Source organism: Gammaproteobacteria bacterium, from assembly GCA_021648145.1.
Lineage (GTDB): Bacteria > Pseudomonadota > Gammaproteobacteria > JAADGQ01 > JAADGQ01 > S141-38.
Genome location: JAKITI010000002.1, coordinates 195,061 through 214,052 on the forward strand (window position 1 = coordinate 195,061; position 18,992 = coordinate 214,052).

The 18,992-nt window shown below is 44.2% G+C and carries 19 protein-coding genes and 1 riboswitch; of the genes, 11 read left to right on the forward strand and 8 right to left on the reverse strand.

The annotated features are described in order from the left end of the window. Window positions 1-51: 51 nt before the first annotated feature. Window positions 52-1,359 carry an adenosylhomocysteinase gene (ahcY, locus tag L3J70_02080; protein ID MCF6235158.1) on the reverse strand — a complete coding sequence of 436 codons (1,308 nt, stop codon included), beginning with the start codon at window positions 1,357-1,359 and terminating at the stop codon, window positions 52-54. Between the two features lie 23 nt (window positions 1,360-1,382). Beyond that, window positions 1,383-1,456: riboswitch (S-adenosyl-L-homocysteine riboswitch) on the reverse strand. Between the two features lie 44 nt (window positions 1,457-1,500). Further along, window positions 1,501-2,661, reverse strand: a complete 1,161-nt coding sequence (gene metK, locus L3J70_02085; protein MCF6235159.1) for a methionine adenosyltransferase — start codon at window positions 2,659-2,661, stop codon at window positions 1,501-1,503. A 227-nt stretch (window positions 2,662-2,888) separates the two neighbouring features. On the opposite strand from metK, the gene L3J70_02090 reads away from it, so the two are divergent. The 7 genes from L3J70_02090 (at window position 2,889) to arfB (ending at window position 11,234) form a co-directional block, all read left to right on the forward strand. Beyond that, window positions 2,889-3,443 (forward strand): thioredoxin family protein, encoded by a 555-nt coding sequence (locus L3J70_02090; protein ID MCF6235160.1) that lies wholly within the window; start codon window positions 2,889-2,891, stop codon window positions 3,441-3,443. Between the two features lie 267 nt (window positions 3,444-3,710). After that, window positions 3,711-5,699 (forward strand): transketolase, encoded by a 1,989-nt coding sequence (gene tkt, locus L3J70_02095; protein MCF6235161.1) that lies wholly within the window; start codon window positions 3,711-3,713, stop codon window positions 5,697-5,699. Between the two features lie 64 nt (window positions 5,700-5,763). Further along, the gene (gene gap, locus L3J70_02100; protein ID MCF6235162.1) at window positions 5,764-6,765 is read left to right on the forward strand and encodes a type I glyceraldehyde-3-phosphate dehydrogenase; all 1,002 of its coding nucleotides are present in this window, start codon (window positions 5,764-5,766) and stop codon (window positions 6,763-6,765) included. Between the two features lie 136 nt (window positions 6,766-6,901). Further along, a complete protein-coding gene (locus L3J70_02105) occupies window positions 6,902-8,077 on the forward strand; it encodes a phosphoglycerate kinase (protein MCF6235163.1) in 1,176 nt (391 codons plus the stop codon). Between the two features lie 51 nt (window positions 8,078-8,128). Further along, window positions 8,129-9,589, forward strand: a complete 1,461-nt coding sequence (gene pyk / locus L3J70_02110; GenBank protein MCF6235164.1) for a pyruvate kinase — start codon at window positions 8,129-8,131, stop codon at window positions 9,587-9,589. 45 nt (window positions 9,590-9,634) lie between these two features. Beyond that, entirely contained in the window at window positions 9,635-10,699 is a 1,065-nt protein-coding gene (fba, locus tag L3J70_02115; protein ID MCF6235165.1) for a fructose-bisphosphate aldolase class II, read from the forward strand. A 118-nt stretch (window positions 10,700-10,817) separates the two neighbouring features. Then, the gene (arfB, locus tag L3J70_02120; GenBank protein MCF6235166.1) at window positions 10,818-11,234 is read left to right on the forward strand and encodes an aminoacyl-tRNA hydrolase; all 417 of its coding nucleotides are present in this window, start codon (window positions 10,818-10,820) and stop codon (window positions 11,232-11,234) included. Here the strand turns inward: arfB and L3J70_02125 are convergent. The 3 genes from L3J70_02125 to L3J70_02135 are packed head-to-tail and all read right to left on the reverse strand — an operon-like array spanning window position 11,231 to window position 14,003. After that, complete coding sequence (locus tag L3J70_02125; protein ID MCF6235167.1) at window positions 11,231-11,524, reverse strand: metalloregulator ArsR/SmtB family transcription factor; 294 nt, start codon at window positions 11,522-11,524, stop codon at window positions 11,231-11,233. The genes arfB and L3J70_02125 overlap by 4 nt on opposite strands. Window positions 11,525-11,572: 48 nt before the next feature. Next, window positions 11,573-13,114, reverse strand: coding sequence for a M48 family metalloprotease (locus L3J70_02130; GenBank protein MCF6235168.1), 1,542 nt, complete (start codon window positions 13,112-13,114; stop codon window positions 11,573-11,575). 16 nt (window positions 13,115-13,130) lie between these two features. Beyond that, window positions 13,131-14,003, reverse strand: a complete 873-nt coding sequence (locus tag L3J70_02135) for a zinc metallopeptidase (GenBank protein ID MCF6235169.1) — start codon at window positions 14,001-14,003, stop codon at window positions 13,131-13,133. Window positions 14,004-14,180: 177 nt separating this feature from the next. Between L3J70_02135 and L3J70_02140 the strand changes: the two genes are divergently transcribed. From L3J70_02140 to L3J70_02150, 3 genes are all read left to right on the forward strand, one after another. Then, window positions 14,181-14,558, forward strand: coding sequence for a hypothetical protein (locus L3J70_02140; protein MCF6235170.1), 378 nt, complete (start codon window positions 14,181-14,183; stop codon window positions 14,556-14,558). A gap of 41 nt (window positions 14,559-14,599) precedes the next feature. Continuing rightward, the gene (locus L3J70_02145) at window positions 14,600-15,298 is read left to right on the forward strand and encodes a Crp/Fnr family transcriptional regulator (GenBank protein MCF6235171.1); all 699 of its coding nucleotides are present in this window, start codon (window positions 14,600-14,602) and stop codon (window positions 15,296-15,298) included. A 73-nt stretch (window positions 15,299-15,371) separates the two neighbouring features. Next, entirely contained in the window at window positions 15,372-15,566 is a 195-nt protein-coding gene (locus tag L3J70_02150) for a DUF2892 domain-containing protein (GenBank protein MCF6235172.1), read from the forward strand. Between the two features lie 8 nt (window positions 15,567-15,574). Here the strand turns inward: L3J70_02150 and L3J70_02155 are convergent, their stop codons facing one another. From L3J70_02155 to L3J70_02165, 3 genes are all read right to left on the reverse strand, one after another. Beyond that, entirely contained in the window at window positions 15,575-16,438 is an 864-nt protein-coding gene (locus tag L3J70_02155) for a sterol desaturase family protein (GenBank protein ID MCF6235173.1), read from the reverse strand. 92 nt (window positions 16,439-16,530) lie between these two features. Continuing rightward, a complete protein-coding gene (locus tag L3J70_02160; protein ID MCF6235174.1) occupies window positions 16,531-17,010 on the reverse strand; it encodes a response regulator transcription factor in 480 nt (159 codons plus the stop codon). Window positions 17,011-17,072: 62 nt separating this feature from the next. Then, complete coding sequence (locus tag L3J70_02165) at window positions 17,073-18,347, reverse strand: ATP-binding protein (GenBank protein ID MCF6235175.1); 1,275 nt, start codon at window positions 18,345-18,347, stop codon at window positions 17,073-17,075. A 159-nt stretch (window positions 18,348-18,506) separates the two neighbouring features. Between L3J70_02165 and L3J70_02170 the strand changes: the two genes are divergently transcribed. After that, complete coding sequence (locus tag L3J70_02170; protein MCF6235176.1) at window positions 18,507-18,968, forward strand: cytochrome c; 462 nt, start codon at window positions 18,507-18,509, stop codon at window positions 18,966-18,968. Window positions 18,969-18,992 lie beyond the last annotated feature (24 nt).

The following is an 18,992-nucleotide window of genomic DNA, read 5'->3' on the forward strand; positions in this document are numbered from 1 at the left end:
TTTTAAGACAAAAATAGCGGATTTCAGGGGGTGAGCTGAATAAGTTATATATCAGTAACGATAGTGGGTTGGTTTATAAGGGCCTTCAACTGGAATACCCAAATAATCAGATTGCTCTTTGGTCATCGTGGTGATGTTTGCACCCACTTTATCTAGGTGCAATCGTGCTACTTTTTCATCAAGCTCTTTAGGCAGAACATACAGCTCATTTTTGTAATTTGCTGAATTTTCCCACAATTCAATCTGAGCCATTACTTGATTGGTAAATGAAGCTGACATAACAAAGCTTGGATGGCCAGTCGCGCAGCCCAGATTAACCAAGCGGCCTTCCGCAAGTATGATGATGCGCTTGCCGTCAGGAAAGATCACGTGATCCACTTGAGGCTTGATGTTTTCCCACTCATATTGGCGCAGTGAAGAAATCTCAATTTCAGAGTCAAAATGGCCAATGTTACAAACGATGCTTTCATCTTTCATCGCTTTCATGTGGTCATGGTTGATGACGTTGACGTTGCCGGTGGTGGTGACAAAAATATTCCCTTGGCTGGCGACTTCATTCATGTCAACAACGCGATAGCCTTCCATTGCAGCTTGCAGTGCACAGATTGGGTCGATTTCAGTGACCCATACAGTTGCACCCATGCCACGGAATGCTTGCGCGCAGCCTTTACCAACATCGCCGTAACCCAGTACGACACAGATTTTTCCAGCGATCATCACGTCAGTCGCACGCTTGATGCCATCAAGCAGTGACTCACGACAGCCATATAAATTGTCGAATTTTGATTTTGTTACAGAGTCGTTGACGTTAATAGCAGGGACTTTCAGAGTGCCTGCTTTCATCATTTCAGCAAGGCGATGTACTCCTGTTGTAGTCTCTTCAGAAAGGCCTTTTACGTCATTGAGCAACTCAGGAAATTTGTCATGCATCATGATGGTCAAATCGCCGCCATCATCCAGAATCAGATTTGGACGCCAGCCGTCTGTGCCAATGATGGTTTGTTCGATGCACCATTCGGCTTCTTCTTCTGTTTCACCTTTCCAGGCAAAAATAGGAATGCCGACAGCGGCCATCGCAGCGGCGGCTTGATCTTGTGTGGAAAAAATATTGCAAGATGACCAGCGAATTTCTGCGCCAAGGTCAATCAGGGTTTCCATCAACACAGCCGTTTGAATGGTCATGTGCAGACAGCCCGCAATGCGAGCACCTTTTAAGGGGTTTTTGCCTTTGTATTCTTTGCGCAGAGCCATGAGGCCGGGCATTTCTGTTTCGGCGATGCTGACCTCTTTGCGTCCCCATTCGGCCAGTGAAATATCTGCTATTTTATAGTCAGTGAAGCCATTTTCTACAGCGTTCATCAATCAGTCCTCTAAAATTAATAAAAAACTGAGCGCCGTTTTGAAAACCGGTTTTCGAGCCTGGCAGGGTCTTCCTGTCGCAGCGCTCCTCGAAAATCGGGGGTTTGAAATTTATATGATTTCTGTCATTTAATCCAGTGGTTAAATTCCAGCAGCATCACGCAGTGCATCTGCTTTATCGGTACGTTCCCAGGTAAATTCAGTTTCGCTGCGACCAAAATGACCGTATGCCGCTGTTTTGGCATAAATGGGGCGCAACAAATCAAGCATGGTAACCAGTCCTTTAGCACGCAGATCAAATTGATCACGAACCAACTGGGTGATGCGTTCATCACTGATCTTTCCAGTACCAAAGGTTTCAACGCTGATTGAAGTGGGTTCTGATACACCGATTGCATAGGAGATCTGGATTTCACAACGCTCAGCCAAACCCGCAGCCACAATATTTTTGGCCACATAACGGCCGGCATACGCAGCAGAACGATCGACTTTGGAGGGGTCTTTGCCAGAAAATGCACCGCCGCCATGACGAGCCATGCCGCCATAAGTATCAACAATGATTTTACGTCCTGTTAAACCACAATCGCCGACAGGCCCACCAATCACAAAGCGACCGGTTGGATTAATGTGAAACTGGGTTTTATCACTCAGCCAATCTGCAGGCAGAACAGGCTTGATAATTTCATCCATCACCGCTTCACGAATGGTGTCGTTTGAAACTTCAGGGTTGTGCTGAGTTGAGAGTACAACGGCATCAATACCGACAGGTTTATTGTTTTCATAACGGAATGTCACTTGGCTTTTTGCATCGGGACGCAACCAGGGCAACATGCCATTTTTGCGAACTTCTGCCTGACGTTTGACCAAACGGTGAGCGTAGGTGATGGGTGCGGGCATTAAAACATCCGTTTCATTGCTGGCGTAGCCAAACATGAGGCCTTGATCGCCTGCGCCTTGATCATGATCGCTTGATTCATCAACGCCCTGTGCGATATCAGCCGATTGTTTGTCAATAGAGGTCAGTACTGCGCAAGACTCCCAGTCAAAACCCATCTCGGAGCTGTTATAGCCAATTTGTTTGATTGTATTGCGCGCGACTTCCTGCATGTCAACCCATGCAGAGGTAGTGATCTCACCCGCAAGTACAACCATGCCGGTATTGACCAGTGTTTCACACGCAACGCGAGCTTTAGGGTCTTGTGCAAGAATTGCATCAAGAATTGCGTCGGAGATTTGATCTGCGACTTTGTCTGGATGTCCCTCCGAGACAGATTCAGACGTAAAAAGGTGATTACCTGCCATATATTTCCTCTCAATTTGATTAATTTAATAGTTGGCGAGATGCTATTGATTGTGTGATAACATCAGGCAATAGCATTAACAGATTTCGAGTACATTTGGTATCTGTTTGGTTTGCAGCATAAAAATGCTGTACTAGTTTACCTTTAACCGTACCTCGTTCACAATACGCCATATCGTAATTTTTCATCAAATCTTTAATTAAATATAGATAATGTGAGGTTGTTAACATGGTTAGTTTGGAAACACCGGTTTGTGATTTTAATTTACCTGCGGTTGATTTTTCACTGCCAGACCCCGACGGCAAGCTCTGGAGCCTAGCCTCATTGCAGGGTGAAAAAGGCTTGCTTGTGATGTTTATCTGCAATCATTGCCCTTATGTAAAAGCGATTCAGGCGCGTCTGGTGCGGGATGCAAAAGAACTTTTGGGTTATGATGTGAATTGTGTGGCCATTATGTCTAATGACGCATCTATGTATAAAGAAGACTCACCTGAAAATATGAAAAAAGTGGCAGAGCAATTTGCTTTTCCTTTCCCTTATTTAATTGATGAAACACAATCAGTGGCAAAAGCTTACGGAGCAATCTGTACACCTGATTTTTTTGGTTACAATGCAGACCTTAAATTGCAGTATCGCGGACGTTTGGATGCGAGCCGAAAAGAGACGGCCGAAGGTGAGGTTCGTCGGGATTTATTTGAGGCGATGAAACAAGTTGCACAGACAGGCCATGGCCCAAAAGAGCAAATTCCAAGCATGGGCTGCTCTATTAAATGGCTTGAATAAAATTAGTGTTATTTGATATTCGTAAGTTATTTCAATAGTTTGTTGTTGTTTTATTGACTGTCAATGCTTGGAAGGCTTGCTGAAAAGGGCTAAATAGGCCAGAATGTCACGTTTTTCGACGACCTGTCGATGCGTTTATCATACTAAAATTGAAGCGCTGCTAAGTATTAAAGTGGTTGCCTTTAGTCAGGTGACTGCAGTGAGTTTTATATATTCATCATTTGAAAATCTTTTGTTTTTGTAAAAAATTAGGATAAGGAGAAATAAATGTCTTCTCGTAAGAATCTGGCAAATGCTGTTCGTGCACTGAGTATGGATGCTGTGCAAAAAGCTAATTCAGGTCACCCAGGTGCGCCGATGGGTATGGCTGATATTGCTGAAGTTCTGTGGAATAGCCACATGAAATACAACCCAACCAACGCAAAGTGGGCTGACCGCGACCGTTTTGTGCTTTCAAATGGCCACGGCTCCATGCTGATTTACTCGCTATTGCATTTGACTGGTTTTGATCTGAGCATTGAAGACATTAAGAGCTTCCGTCAGTTACACGCAAAGACCGCAGGTCATCCTGAATACGGTTATGCCGATGGCATTGAAACAACCACTGGTCCTTTAGGTCAAGGCATCACTAATGCAGTAGGCATGGCGATTGCTGAACGTACTTTAGCTGCACAATTCAACAAGCCAGGTCACGAAATCGTTGATCACAATACTTATGTATTCATGGGCGACGGTTGTTTGATGGAGGGCCTGTCTCACGAGTCGTGTGCCATGGCCGGTACCTTGGGTCTAGGTAAGTTGATCGCATTCTGGGATGATAATGATATCTCTATTGACGGTCACATCGGTGAGTGGATGGAGAAGGGCGTACCGGGTCGTTTCAAGTCCTACGATTGGCACGTCATTCCTAATGTTGATGGACATGACCCTGAAGCAATCAATGCGGCGATTACAGAAGCCAAGTCTGTTTCTGATAAACCAACTTTGATCTGTACCCGTACTACCATCGGTTTTGGTTCGCCAAATTTATCTGGCAGCCACGCTTGTCATGGTGCACCACTGGGTGAAGAAGAAATCAACCTGACCAAAGCGGCGCTGGGTTGGGATCACGGTGCATTTGAAGTGCCCGCCGATGTTTATGCCGGCTGGGATCACAAAGTGCAAGGTGCTACAGACGAAGCTTCTTGGAATGCTAAGTTTAAAGCTTATAAAGCAGCCTTTCCTGCCGAAGCGGCTGAGTTTGAACGTCGTATGGCGGGTGATCTGCCTGCTAATTTTGAAGTTGAAATGGATAAATTCATCGCCAAAACGCAAGCAGATATGCCAAATATCGCTTCTCGTAAAGCGTCTCAAAATGCGATCGAAGCGATGGGGCCATTGGTTCCAGAAATGTTCGGTGGTTCTGCTGACTTGACGGGTTCAAACCTGACTAACTGGTCTGGTACGGTTAAAGTGAATGCTGAAAATGCTGATGGTAACTATATCTCTTGGGGGGTGCGTGAATTCGGCATGGCTCACATGATGAACGGTATGGTTCTTCATGGTGGCTTTAAAGTCTACGGCGCAACTTTCTTTATGTTTATGGAGTTCATGCGCAACGCACTGCGTATGTCTGCGTTGATGAAGATTGGCACGATCTACGTTTATACTCATGACTCGATTGGCCTGGGTGAAGACGGCCCAACTCATCAACCTGTTGAACAGTTGGCAACCATGCGTGTGATTCCTAACTTCCAGACATGGCGTGGTTGCGATGCCATCGAATCGGCTGTTTCCTGGAAAGTAGCAATGATGCGCGGTGATGCGCCAACAGCTCTGGTTTTTTCTCGTCAAACTTTGACCCCTATGGAGCGTACTGCTGAACAGGTGGCTAATATTGAGAAGGGCGGTTACGTATTGAAAGATTGTGCTGGAACTCCAGACATTATCTTTATTTCAACTGGCTCTGAAGTGGGTCTGGCTGTTGACGCTGCAGAAGCAATGGATGCTAACGTGCGCATTGTTTCTATGCCATCGACTTGTGCATATGATACTCAAGACCAAGCCTATAAAGACTCTGTTTTGATTCCAGGTGTTAAACGTGTTGCTATCGAAGCGGGCATGGGTGATGGTTGGTATAAATACGTTGGCTTGGAAGGCGGTATTGTTGCGATGAAGACCTTCGGTGAGTCTGCCCCTGCTAGTGAGCTGTTTAAACAATTTGGTTTTACAGTAGAGAATGTTGTTGCGACTGCAAACAAAGTTCTCGGAAAATAATATATAGCCCAGCTGCGGTAGCGGTAGGGTAGAAAAATTTGTTTACATTATTTAGGAGAAGTATATGGCTATTAAAGTAGGTATTAATGGTTTTGGTCGTATTGGCCGGATGGTTTTTCGTGCAGTGGCACAAGATTTTAATGACATTGAAGTTGTTGGTATTAATGACTTGTTAGAAGCGGACTATTTGGCATACATGCTGAAATATGATTCAGTACATGGTCGCTTCGGTGAAGAGGTTGCAGTAGAAGGTAATAACCTTGTTGTTGGCGGTAAAACAATTCGCTTAACTGCGGAGCGTGATCCAGCGAACTTGAAGTGGAATGAAGTCGGTGCAGAGATTGTTATTGATTGTACGGGTTTCTTCTTAACTGAAGAGAGTTGTCAGGCACACATTGATGCAGGCGCTAAAAAAGTGGTACAAAGTGCCCCTTCCAAAGATAGCACCCCAATGTTTGTCTATGGCGTTAACCATGATACCTATGCAGGCCAGGCAATTGTATCTGCAGCTTCGTGCACAACAAACTGCTTAGCGCCTGTTGCTAAAGTTCTGAATGATAAGTGGGGAATCAAGCGTGGTTTGATGACGACTGTTCATGCAGCAACTGCCACTCAAAAAACAGTGGATGGCCCATCTATGAAAGATTGGCGTGGTGGACGTGGTATTTTGGAAAACATCATTCCTTCATCGACCGGCGCAGCTAAAGCTGTGGGTGTTGTTTTACCTGAGCTGAATGGTAAGTTAACAGGTATGGCGTTCCGTGTACCGACTTCAGACGTATCCGTTGTTGATTTGACTGTAGAGTTGAACAGCAATGCTTCTTATGACGAGATTTGTGCGGCAATGAAAGCGGCTTCTGAAGGTGCAATGGCTGGAACATTGGGCTACACAGACGAGAAAGTTGTTTCTACTGATTTTCGTGGTATTGGCCAGTCATCAATCTTTGATGCAGGTGCAGGTATTGCGCTTGATGGAACTTTCGTTAAAGTAGTCGCTTGGTATGATAATGAATATGGTTATACCTGCAACATGATGCGTCTGGTTGAGCACGTTGCTGCTAATTAATATGCATTGATGTTTTGAAAAGGCATGAGAATAATTTTCATGCCTTTTTCTATTGATTTGGCTCGAGTATCAAGAGCTATTTGCAAAAGTCAGGCTTCTGCAAATAGTTTTTAAATAAATATTATGGAGATTGACTATGTCTGTGATTAAAATGACAGATCTTAATTTATCAGGTAAGCGTTTACTGATTCGCCAAGATTTAAATGTGCCATTAAAAGATGGCAAAGTGGCTGATGATACTCGTATTCGTGCTTCACTCGCTACGATTAAATTAGCGGTTGATGCGGGCGCTAAAGTGATGCTGATGTCTCACTTGGGTCGGCCAACAGAAGGCGAGTATGAAGAAAAATTCTCCCTTGCTCCTGTCGCTGAGCATCTGTCTGGTTTGTTGGGCCAACCTGTTCGCTTAGCAAAAGATTGGCTGGATGGTGTCGATGTTGCTGAAGGTGAAGTTGTTCTGTGTGAGAATGTTCGCTTTAATAAAGGCGAAAAGAAGGATGACGAAGCATTATCGAAAAAAATAGCCGCTTTGTGTGATATTTATGTGATGGATGCTTTTGGTACCGCTCATCGAGCACAGGCCTCTACCCATGGTGTTGGCGAGCATGCACCTGTTGCATGTGCCGGCCCACTGCTAGCTAATGAGCTGGAAGCACTTGGTAAAGCGTTGGATAATCCAGCGCGTCCAATGGTTGCAATCGTGGGTGGCTCAAAAGTATCGACTAAATTGACTGTGCTGAAGTCGCTTTCTAAAGTGGTTGATCAGTTGATTGTAGGCGGCGGTATTGCAAATACTTTTATCGCAGCTGACGGTCATGAAGTGGGTAAATCATTATATGAAAAAGATTTAGTGAGCGTGGCAAAAGAACTTTCAGAGAGTGCAAAGGCTCGAGGTGGAAGTATTCCGGTGCCGAGTGATGTTGTTTGTGCAAAAGAATTTTCTGAATCTGCGGCTGCAACACTAAAAAATGTTGATGAAGCGCTGGATGATGACATGATCTTTGATGTAGGTCCTGAGACATCAAAAGCGTTTGCTGAAATTTTAAAAAAGGCCGGTACGATTGTCTGGAATGGCCCTGTTGGTGTATTTGAGTTTGATCAATTTGGTGAAGGCACCAAAGCATTAGCGGAAGCGATCGCTGACAGTCCTGCATTCTCAATTGCTGGCGGTGGTGATACGCTTGCGGCCGTTTCAAAATATAATATTTCAGATAAAATTTCTTATATCTCGACAGGTGGTGGTGCTTTTCTTGAGTTTTTGGAAGGAAAAGAGCTGCCTGCTGTAGTCATGCTGGAGAAGAGAGGCGCTTAAGCGACTTTTCCTTTACTTAAAATATATAACTAGATTGGAGCTTTTTAGCCTGTGCCTGATTTGAACGCCAGAAGAACGAAAATTGTTGCGACACTGGGGCCTGCGACAGATGACAAGGAAAGCATTGCTGCACTGATTGCGGCAGGTGTTAATGTCGTACGGCTTAATTTTTCGCACGGCGATGCAGACGATCATCGGCAGCGTTGTAATCTTGTTCGTGAGTGTGCGAAAGAGGCGGGGCGGCAAGTTGGAGTTTTGGCCGATTTACAAGGGCCAAAAATTCGAATAGATCGTTTTATTGACGGGAAAATTACGCTTGAAGAGGGTGATGCATTTATTTTAGATGCTGAGTGTGATCCGAATGCTGGAGATAAAACACGAGTCGGTATCGCTTATAAACAGCTACCGAATGATGTTTTATCTGGTGATACATTGCTGCTTGATGATGGCCGTATTGTACTAAAAGTCAGTAAGGTCAAAGGTGCCCAGATTCATTGCATCGTTGAAGTCGCTGGTGCGCTTTCCAATAATAAAGGCATTAATCGCCAAGGCGGGGGACTCTCGGCTGATGCGCTGACAGAAAAAGATAAAACAGATATTAAGGTTGCTGCGGAAATTGAAGCAGACTATCTTGCGGTCTCTTTTCCACGTTGTGCGGCTGATATTACATATGCTCGTGAGCTTTTGGAGGCCGCAGGAGGTCATGGAGGCATTGTTGCCAAAATCGAACGTACCGAAGCAATAGACAATATCGAAGAAATTATAATTGCTTCGGATGTCATCATGATTGCGCGTGGTGATCTGGGTGTTGAAATTGGTGATGCTGAGTTGCCTGCGGTACAGAAACATTTGATTAAGTTGGCACGAGCCATGAATCGTATGACGATTACTGCGACTCAAATGATGGAGTCAATGATCGAAAATCCGATTCCGACACGCGCTGAAGTCTTTGATGTAGCGAATGCTGTGCTTGATGGAACAGATGCCGTTATGCTCTCGGCAGAAACAGCGGCAGGTAAGTACCCGGAAAAATCTGTTGCGGCAATGGCACGGATTTGTCTTGAAGCTGAAAAACAAAAAATTGCACGAGTTTCCGGTCATCGTCTAAATACTCGTTTTAGTCGTACTGACGAAGCGATTGCAATGGCTACAATGTATACTGCAAATCACTTTGGTGTAAAAGCGATTGTTGCATTGACAGAGTCGGGAGCCACTCCTCTCTGGATGTCGCGTATTAGCTCTGAAGTTCCAATTTTTGCTTTAAGTTCACATGTAAGAACAAGTCGTAAAATGACTTTGTATAAAGGGGTTAAGCCCATTTTGTTTAGTACAGATAGTAACGATCATGTATTAGTTAATAAACAGGTTATTGCAGAATTACAAGAGCGTAATGTCGTTAAGGATGGCGACCTGGTTATTATTACAAAAGGTGATTTGATGGGAGTTGTTGCAGGGACAAATGCAATGAAAATTGTTTGTGTAGGCGATATGGCTGAACCTCAAGACATATAAAATAACTATTTTTAATATTGATTCAATAAATTAAGGAGATAAAAAATGGCTTTAATTTCTCTCAGACAGCTGCTTGATCATGCCGCTGAGAATAGCTACGGTGTTCCGGCATTTAATGTCAATAATATGGAACAAGTACACGCGATTATGCAAGCGGCTGATGCGATGAATAGCCCAGTAATCATGCAAGGTTCTGCCGGTGCACGCAATTATGCAGGCGAACCTTTTTTGCGTCATTTGATTTTGGCGGCTCTTGAGCAGTATCCTCATATTCCTATTGTAATGCACCAAGATCATGGCTCATCACCAAGTGTATGTATCCGTTCTATTCAGAGTGGCTTTAGTTCTGTCATGATGGATGGTTCTTTGATGGATGATGCTAAAACCCCTTCAACTTATGAGTACAACGTTGAAGTGACTCGTAAAGTGGTTGATATCGCGCATGCTTGTGGTGTATCTGTTGAAGGTGAGCTGGGTGTTTTAGGTTCTTTAGAAACTGGCGAAGCGGGTGAAGAGGATGGTGTTGGCGCTGAAGGCAAGTTGACTATAGAACAAATGCTGACTGACCCTGAAGAAGCGGCTGACTTTGTTAAGAAAACTAAAGTCGATGCACTTGCGATTGCGATTGGTACCAGCCATGGAGCTTATAAATTTACGCGCCCACCTACAGGTGATGTGTTGGCAATCTCTCGAATCAAAGAGATTAATGCTCGAATTCCAAATACACACTTAGTGATGCATGGCTCCTCTTCGGTGCCACAAGAGTGGTTAAAAGTGATTAATAATTTTGGTGGCGATATGGCACAGACTTATGGTGTGCCTGTTGAAGAGATTGCTGAAGGCATTAAAAGTGGTGTACGTAAAGTTAATATTGATACGGACTTGCGTATGGCATCGACTGGTGCGATTCGCCGTCACTTAACTGAAAATACTTCTAATTTCGACCCTCGTAAGTTCTATAAAGAAGCAACTAATGCAATGATGGAGATCTGTAAAGCTCGCTATCAGATGTTTGGCTGTGAGGGGATGGCTTCCAAAATTAAACCTGTTTCATTGGAAACAATGACTGGAAACTATGAGAGTGGTTCTTTGGATCCAAAAGTGAGCTAACAACTAAAATTTTAGCTTCTTATAAAAGGGTGATATGGAAATATCACCCTTTTTTTGTCTGGCGAAGTTGGTAAACTCGTTCACCTGAAAGAAGCCACAACCCAAGATAAATCTGGCTATGTTAAATATATCTCAAAACATATCTCTTCCTTCTAATGAAATTGAGCTTTCAGCGATTCGGGCGCAGGGTGCTGGTGGGCAAAATGTTAATAAAGTCTCTTCAGCAATTCATCTATATTTTGATATCAACACATCATCTCTTCCAGACATCTACAAACAGCGCCTGTTGAACCTTCGAGATCGTCGCATCAACAAGGAGGGTGTGATTATTATCAAAGCACAGCGATTTCGCACTCAAGTTAAAAATAGAGAAGATGCACTGGAGCGGCTACAGGAATTAATTAAAAGTGTAGCTATCGTACGGAAAGTCAGGCGACCCACTAAAGCCACTCAAAGCTCTCAGAAAAAAAGACTGGACAGAAAAACCCTGCGAGGTAAAACGAAGAAGTTACGGGGGCGGGTTTTAGATGATTAACAAAAAATTCGGTGCAAAGCTTCCAATAGTTTCAGGTGATCTTCATTGGCGATTTGATAACGCTTGCTTGCGCCATCTCTTTCGAATGTGACCCAACCCGCATGTTGCATTTTTGAAAGGTGTTGCGAAACACCTGACTGGGAAGCCTGGGTTATTTCGGTCAGTTCATTCACTGTCATAGGGCCTTTCTGGGCAAGGTGACATAATATTAAAAGTCGGGTTTCGTGGCTGAGTCCTTTTAACCCTTCAACGGCTTGTTGAATCTTGTCTGGCTGGATATCTATATTCATAGTTTCTAATATTATAGAAATATAATTTATTCAGCAAGTAATATGTGGTTATTTCAGCTGCGCACGGATGATTGTTGTACGGACAGTGCGCAACTGAACGGCATCAACGACATTAAAACCCAGGTCAATGGTTTTGCTGCTACCCGAACGCAATGTGCCATGCAGTGGTTGCGTGGTTTGCCGAATTCGCCCTTTTGCATCTCGAAACTGTACCGCGATGAGTACACCTCTGATATCTCTGGGCGTTGGGTTGCTAATCTGTGCAAACACTCGACCATTACGATTTGTAGTCGCTCGGGCTGAGATGTAATTTTTAGGGTTGTCAGCAAGATCCAGTTCTAATAGTGAATTGAAAGCCTTTTGGCCAATGTCACTTTTTTCTGGGGCTGCTTTGGCGTAATACGATTTGGCTTCCTCTGTTCGTCCTTCTTGTTGGGCGATATTACCCAGTGAGTGGTAGGCATTCGCTGTTGGCAGTAGTTTTATGCTCTGCTCTAGGTCTTTTTTGGCTTGTGCATTGTGATTCAGTTGTTCGTGGATTTGCCCACGTTGCAAGTAGTAATAAAAAAATTGGTTATTAAAACTTATGGCTTTGTCGTAACTGTTTTTTGCACTACTTAGATTCTTTGACTTTAAATTAATATCTCCCAATAGTGCATAAAAGTGACCTTCACGGGGTTCAATGGTCATTGCTTTTTTAATAAGAGTGAGTGCTTGTTTGGGTTTGCCATCTGCCAGAGCAATACGGCCTTTATCATAGGCTTCGTAGGCGGGTTTTGTTTTTTGAAGGTGCGCCATCATTTTTTTGAATCGTGCGATCCCGCGTTCTCCACTGCCAGGGAACTGTTTAGCTGTTTCAATATTGTTCTGCACTCGTTCTTGAGAAGGAGGGTGGCTGGCGAACAGGCCGCTTAACCAATCTGATTTTTTGCCTTCGGAGAGTTTGACAAAGGTTTTTTGTAGATCCACTGCGCCTTGTAGATCATAGCCCGCACGGGACATATAGCGCATTCCATAATAGTCTGATTCACGTTCAGCATCGCGGCCATATTTTGTCGTGATAAGCTGTGCGCCAATACCTGCACCCAATTGAGCTAGTTGAGCGTAATCTTTGCCTTGGCTGGCGATCACAGTCGCCATCATCGCGCCTTGTAACAACATACCTCGAGACATGCTTCGTACGCCGTGCTTTGCAGCGGCATGGGTGATTTCATGGCCTAGCACAGCAGCGAGTTCACTTTCACTGCCCAGTTCGGTCAGCAGCCCTCGGTTAATCGAAATCTTCCCTCCAGGCAGTGCCCAGGCGTTGGGGATGGAGTTGTTCAGCACTTTGAATTCATATGGGAGTTTTCTATCGCTGACGGCGGCCAACTTCTGACCGACTTCGTTGATATATTTGGTTAATGCGACATCAACAGCGTAATCACCGCCCTGTGACTGCCTGAGTGGTGCATATTGCTGCGCGCCGATCTGAAGTTCTTGTGCTTCAGATACTAGGCTGAGTTCCTTTTTTCCTGTGACCGGATTGACAGAGCAGCCACTTAAAAATGTGGTGACAAAGATCAGTGAAAGGAGGTAGTTTTTTATCATGCGTTAAACTCCAGTTTTAGCTGTTGGCAAACGTATCGCAAGCATCAGGTGAACCCGTTTCCAAGCCGATGCGGAGCCACTTGATACGTTGTCTTGATGAACCATGGGTGAATGATTCGGGTCTGATACTGCGACCAGCACCACGCATGAGTGCATCATCACCGATTGCGGCAGCGGCTCTGAGACCTTCTTCGACATCACCATCTTCGAGCATATTACGATCTTTATTACTGTGATAAGCCCATACACCGGCATAGCAATCCGCTTGAAGTTCCTGTTTTACCGATAAGGCATTGGCTCCAGCTTTGTCGGTACGTGCTTGCATGCTGCGTATTTTTTGAGACGTGCCAGTAATATTTTGAATATGGTGACCAATTTCATGGCCGATCACATAGGCTTGTGCAAAATCACCTGGCGCACCCATTTGTTTTAGTTGGCGAAAAAAGCTGAGATCAATATAGACTTGATTATCTCCAGGGCAATAAAAAGGCCCCGAAGCAGAGGAGGTGGTGCCGCAGGCAGAGCGAACCTGATCGGTGAATAGAACAAGCTTGGGTTCTTGATAACGACTGCCGCTCTGAGCAAATATTTTTTGCCATGTCTGTTCGGTGTCGGCCAGAATGACAGATACAAAGAGGGCTGTTTCATCATTAGGATCAATGTTTGCGCCGTCTGCCATAGATCCAGAAGAGGAGGTTGATACTCCAGACCCTCCCGTGCCACTGACTGCATTGAGAAGTACTTGCGGATCAGCGCCTAGAAAGAGGCTGACCAGCAGTATAATAATTGTAGCGCCACCACCGAGTTTTGCGCCGCGCCGCATGGGTCTCATTCGTCTGCCGCGTCGATCTTCGATGTTGCTGCTACGTTTTCCGCTTCTCCAGCGCATAGTTTTGCCCCCAGTGGTTGAGTTTATATGGCGCTTCCGTGCAGACTTGCAATTGATTCAGAAAATTTATAATAGCGTGTTATTTTAGCACATTGAAATTTGAGATTGACCAAATTAAGTGAGTTATTGTTATACTTATTTTTTTCTTAATAACAATTACAAATATAGGAAAAGTCTATGTCTCGTATTATTTCTATTACTCTTCTCTCTTTATTGTTTTGCTTTGGTGTAACGTCAGTGACCGCGGGTGAGCCAGTGAAGAAAACGATCGAAGCGCTATACAAAGAAAAGGCTGAGTTAAAAGGTCAGCAGGTTCAATTGAAAGGCAAGGTTGTTAAAGTTAACAATGGGATTATGAACAAAAATTTCATCCATATACAGGATGGTACGGGTGAAAATAAGACAGGCAATCTGACGATCACGAGCCAGGATACCGCTCAGGTTGGCGATGAAATTACTGTTGTTGGAGCAGTCGCAGTCGATCATGATTTTGGGGGAGGGTACATATATCCATTGTTACTGGAAAAAGCAAAGATTTCCAAAGTAGCCAAGTAACCTTTCATAACCGTATCGCGCAATGGCCTGAAATAGCTCATATGATCGACAGCTCAAATAAAAAACAGGCCATTTTTGAGAATTTTTCGTTCATCAAAGATATGGAGCCTGCATTTCAAAAGATGTTTTTTAATGCAGCCACATCTGTTCGATTGCCGAAAGGGTTTGTAATTGCTTCGGAGAATGACCGTTGTACCAACCTAGCTTTGGTATTGTCTGGGCAGGTACGCGTTTATAAAATTGCCGCATCCGGTCGTGAAATTACACTCTATCGTATTAATTCAGGCGATAGTTGTGTATTTACAGCCTCCTGCATTATGAGCCACTCTCGTTTTCCTGCCATTGCAGAAGCGGATAGTGATATCGAAGCGATCATCATACCGGCGGATATTGCCCGCGCATGGATCTCTAAATCTCAAGTTTGGTGTGCGTTCATTTTTGGTCTGATTTCAAAAAGGTTGGTAAGTGTTATTACCTTGCTGGAAGAGGTCGCATTTGAACGTCTGGATATACGTATTGCAGCGTACCTTGTTCATTTAGCAGAGACTCAAGGTCAGGTCGATATAGTATTAAATATTACCCATCAGGAAATTGCGGCTGAATTAGGTACATCACGAGAAGTTGTCAGTCGTACTTTAAAAACCCTAGATGCACAAAAGCTGCTATCTGTAGGTCGAAAAGAAATTTTGATTCCTGATGTCCAGGCACTTTATGAATATGCTCACTTAAAAGTGACTTAGTCACATACCGGCCATGAGAAACCCTCTAAAGTGAATACTACTCACTTGAGAAAAGTTACTGAAGGGGATCGTCATGAAAAAGAATGTTGGTGGTATTGATAAAACAGCGCGAATTATTATTGGTTTGGTTATTATTGGTGTCGGTGTTTATTTCCAGAGTGGGTGGGGTGCGGTCGGTCTCATACCTTTATTAACTGGATTAATCGGTTGGTGCCCACCTTATGCGCTATTCGGTTTTAGTAGCTGTAAGGTCGATAAAAAGCCATAAACTCTTGTTTATGAATCGTCAGGCTTGCTCCATTCGCGCCGGTTGATGGCATAGCTTGTAATCTTACCTATGAAAGGCAGAATCAGCATGCCAGATAACCAGGAGACCTGTTTCGGATCTCTGTATTTATGGATGCCGATGGTCATTTTCATATGGCCAGCACGGGGTTGATCAATATAAGTGCCGAAAAGTCGATCCCAAATAGAGAGATTGAAGCCAAAGTTGCTATTGGTCTCGTTGTCCTCGACTGAATGGTGAACTCGATGCATATCGGGTGTTACAACGATAAAGCGCAATAGACGATCCAATCCCAATGGTAATTTTACGTTGCTGTGATTAAACATTGCCATACCATTTAACATGATTTCAAAGATGATTACTGCAATCACGGGTGGGCCTAATACTACAATGGTGGCAAACTTAATGAGCATGGAGAGTATGATTTCGACGGGGTGAAAGCGCGTACCTGTGGTGACATCATAATCAGGGTCGGCATGATGTACTCGGTGCAGTCGCCATAACGTTGGAACGGCATGTACCAAAACGTGTTGAAAATAGATAATAAAGTCCATGAAAATGACTGAAATTATTACAGCTAATGCAAATGGAATTGCAAAGTGGTTGAGTAATCCCCAGCCATTATCAGTAACAAAAACAGCCATACCTACAGCGGCAGCGGGAAAGAGTAGGCGTAAAATAATGCTGTTCAGAAGTACCAATCCCAAATTATTCACCCAGCGCATCACTTTGGAAACGGTGAGTGCACGGCGTGGTGCTTTGATTTCCCATAGCGCCATCAAGGCAAAGATACCAAAAAAGAAGCTGAGACGAATCATCACTTCATGTTCAGTGATAAATTCAGAAAGTGCCATATTGAATCACTCCATTTTGATATTTTGAACGTCTACTGTAGCGTGTTGTATTTAAGAAATTCAAATTCCAGCCCCTAGTTGTTGTGTGAGTTTCATTTTAATCGTGGTCGCTTTTGTAGCTTTCGCTGTAGTGTTCGACGGTGCATGCCGAGGGCTCGAGCAGTGGCAGAGATATTACCATCATGGTCAGACAGCACCTTTTGGATATGTTCCCACTCCATACGATTGACTGAAAAAGGTTGTATTTTGATTTTGACATCAGGGTTTCCCTCCTCACGATAAAATGCGGCGATTACTTCATCGGCATCGGCAGGTTTTGAAAGGTAGTGAATGGCTCCAAGCTTGATGGTTTCAACAGCGGTGGCAACGCTGGCAAAGCCAGTGAGAACGACGATTCGGGTGTGAGGATCAATGGCGATTAAATGCTTGACTAATACCAGCCCTGAAGGCCCTGGCATATTAAGATCGACCACAGCATATTCAGGCGCTGTTTTTTCGCTTAACGCAATGCCTTCATCAACGTTATGTGCGATCTGTACATTAAAACCACGTTTTTCTAATGCACCACCCATTACTTGGCAAAACAACAGATCATCCTCAACTAATAACAGGGTGGGTAAATCTGGGGCATTTGTCACACAGTAACCTCAATGTTTTTCAGTGGTAATTTAATGATGACTTGAGCGCCACCGCCTTTTCGATTGAGCAGTCGCACCTCTCCACCGAAACGATCCATGACCGCACGAGCCAGGTAAAGCCCTAGTCCCTGGCCATTTGGTTTGGTGGTGAAAAATGGTGTGCCAGCAGCGGCTTGCACGGCTGGGCTCATGCCTTCTCCTCGGTCACAGATAATTACTGTTAGTTGTTCGCTGTTCCATTGTCCTTTAACTTCAATATGATCGATAGAGGCATCAGCCGCATTGTTGAGTATGTTTAGTAGGGCTTGAGTGAGCGTTTTGTCTGCCAGAATTTGTGGAGGTGGTTTTGAGCCGTTCAGTTGGTAAATAATTTTTGCATCGGGACGTGATGTACGCATGAGTTCCACGACACTGATTAAGTAGTCATCAATAGCCAGCCGATTGCCTCCTTCAGGGCGTGCTTGCCCGGCACTGGCTGTGATATTTGAGAGTATATTTTTACAGCGATCCAGCTGGCTGCGCAGCATTTGTGCTTTTTCAACAACATCGGCATTATCAGCGTGCTCACGCTTCAGTTCACTGGCCAACACAGCCATTGTTGCTAATGGCGTACCCAGCTCGTGGGCGGCTCCAGTGGCGAGTGTGCCCAGTGCGACCAAGTGTTGGTTACGCAAAGCCTGTTCACGCGTTTCGGTTAAAATTGCATCCCGTTCTCGCAGGCTATTGGCCATACGAACTACAAAGAAAACAATAAGCCCAGCACTTAAAAGAAAACCAAACCACATACCTGTCACATGCAGGTCAAAATCAGCACCGTGTTCGATATGTGAGTGGGGCAGTGGCTGATAAAAATAGATCAACACGCTATAACAACCGACAGTCAATATCGCCATTGCCCAGGTAAAACGTTGCGGCAAAATAGAGGCAACGATAACCAGTGGTAACAGAAAAAGTGAAACAAAAGGGTTGGTCGATCCGCCTGAAAAATAGAGTAGGGCGCATAAAATCAGAGTATCTAGCGCCATCTGCACAAAGAATTCCGACGATGAAACTGGGTGCGGTTGCCTCATTCGCAGCAACGTTATGATGTTAATAACACCATGCAGGGCAACAATTAGCAGCAGTGGTAATAATGGCAAGTTCATCTCGAATACCTGAGAAGCAACAGCAATCGCTGCCAATGCACAAATGATGGCAATACTTCTCAAGATAAAGATGCGCCGCAGGTTAAGTGCAGCGGTGGGGTCGTGGCTCGCCTGGAATTTATTCATTGCAGCATTATATAGCTTAGCGCTGCACTGATGTATGCGACAAATTGTCGCATTGTTAACTTTAAATTAAACTATTATAATTAATTAATTAATAACTTATATTTAAGGGTTTATACTTTTTATTCAATATAGTTAACTTGAACTTAAGGAGAAATAGAGATGAAAATACAACTTATTCGAAAGGTTGCTTTCGTTGCAGGTTTTTCAGCGATCATTTTGTGTGGCCAGGCTATGGCTGAGGCCGCATCCGGTTCATCTAGAGAACCTCTGGATCTACAAAAAATTATGTTTGATATGGATAAGAATATGCAGAACATTACCGCAGGAATTTCGAGTGAAAATTGGGTGAAAGTTGAAAAGTCAGCCATGAAAATTGCCGATCATCCCAAACCACCGATGAGCGAACGAATACGTATCATGAAGTTGATGGGGCCGGAGATGGCCAGATTTAAAGACAGTGATATGAAAACACATGCTGCGGCACGTGAACTGGCAAAAATTGCAAAAGGCCATGATGGTCGGGCGGTGATTTCAGCGTTTGCGACATTACAGAATACGTGCTTAACGTGTCATGAAAGTTACCGTAAAAAACTCAAAAATCATTTTTACGGCCAGCGCTGAGAGGCTGGATTGAGTCTTTAATCG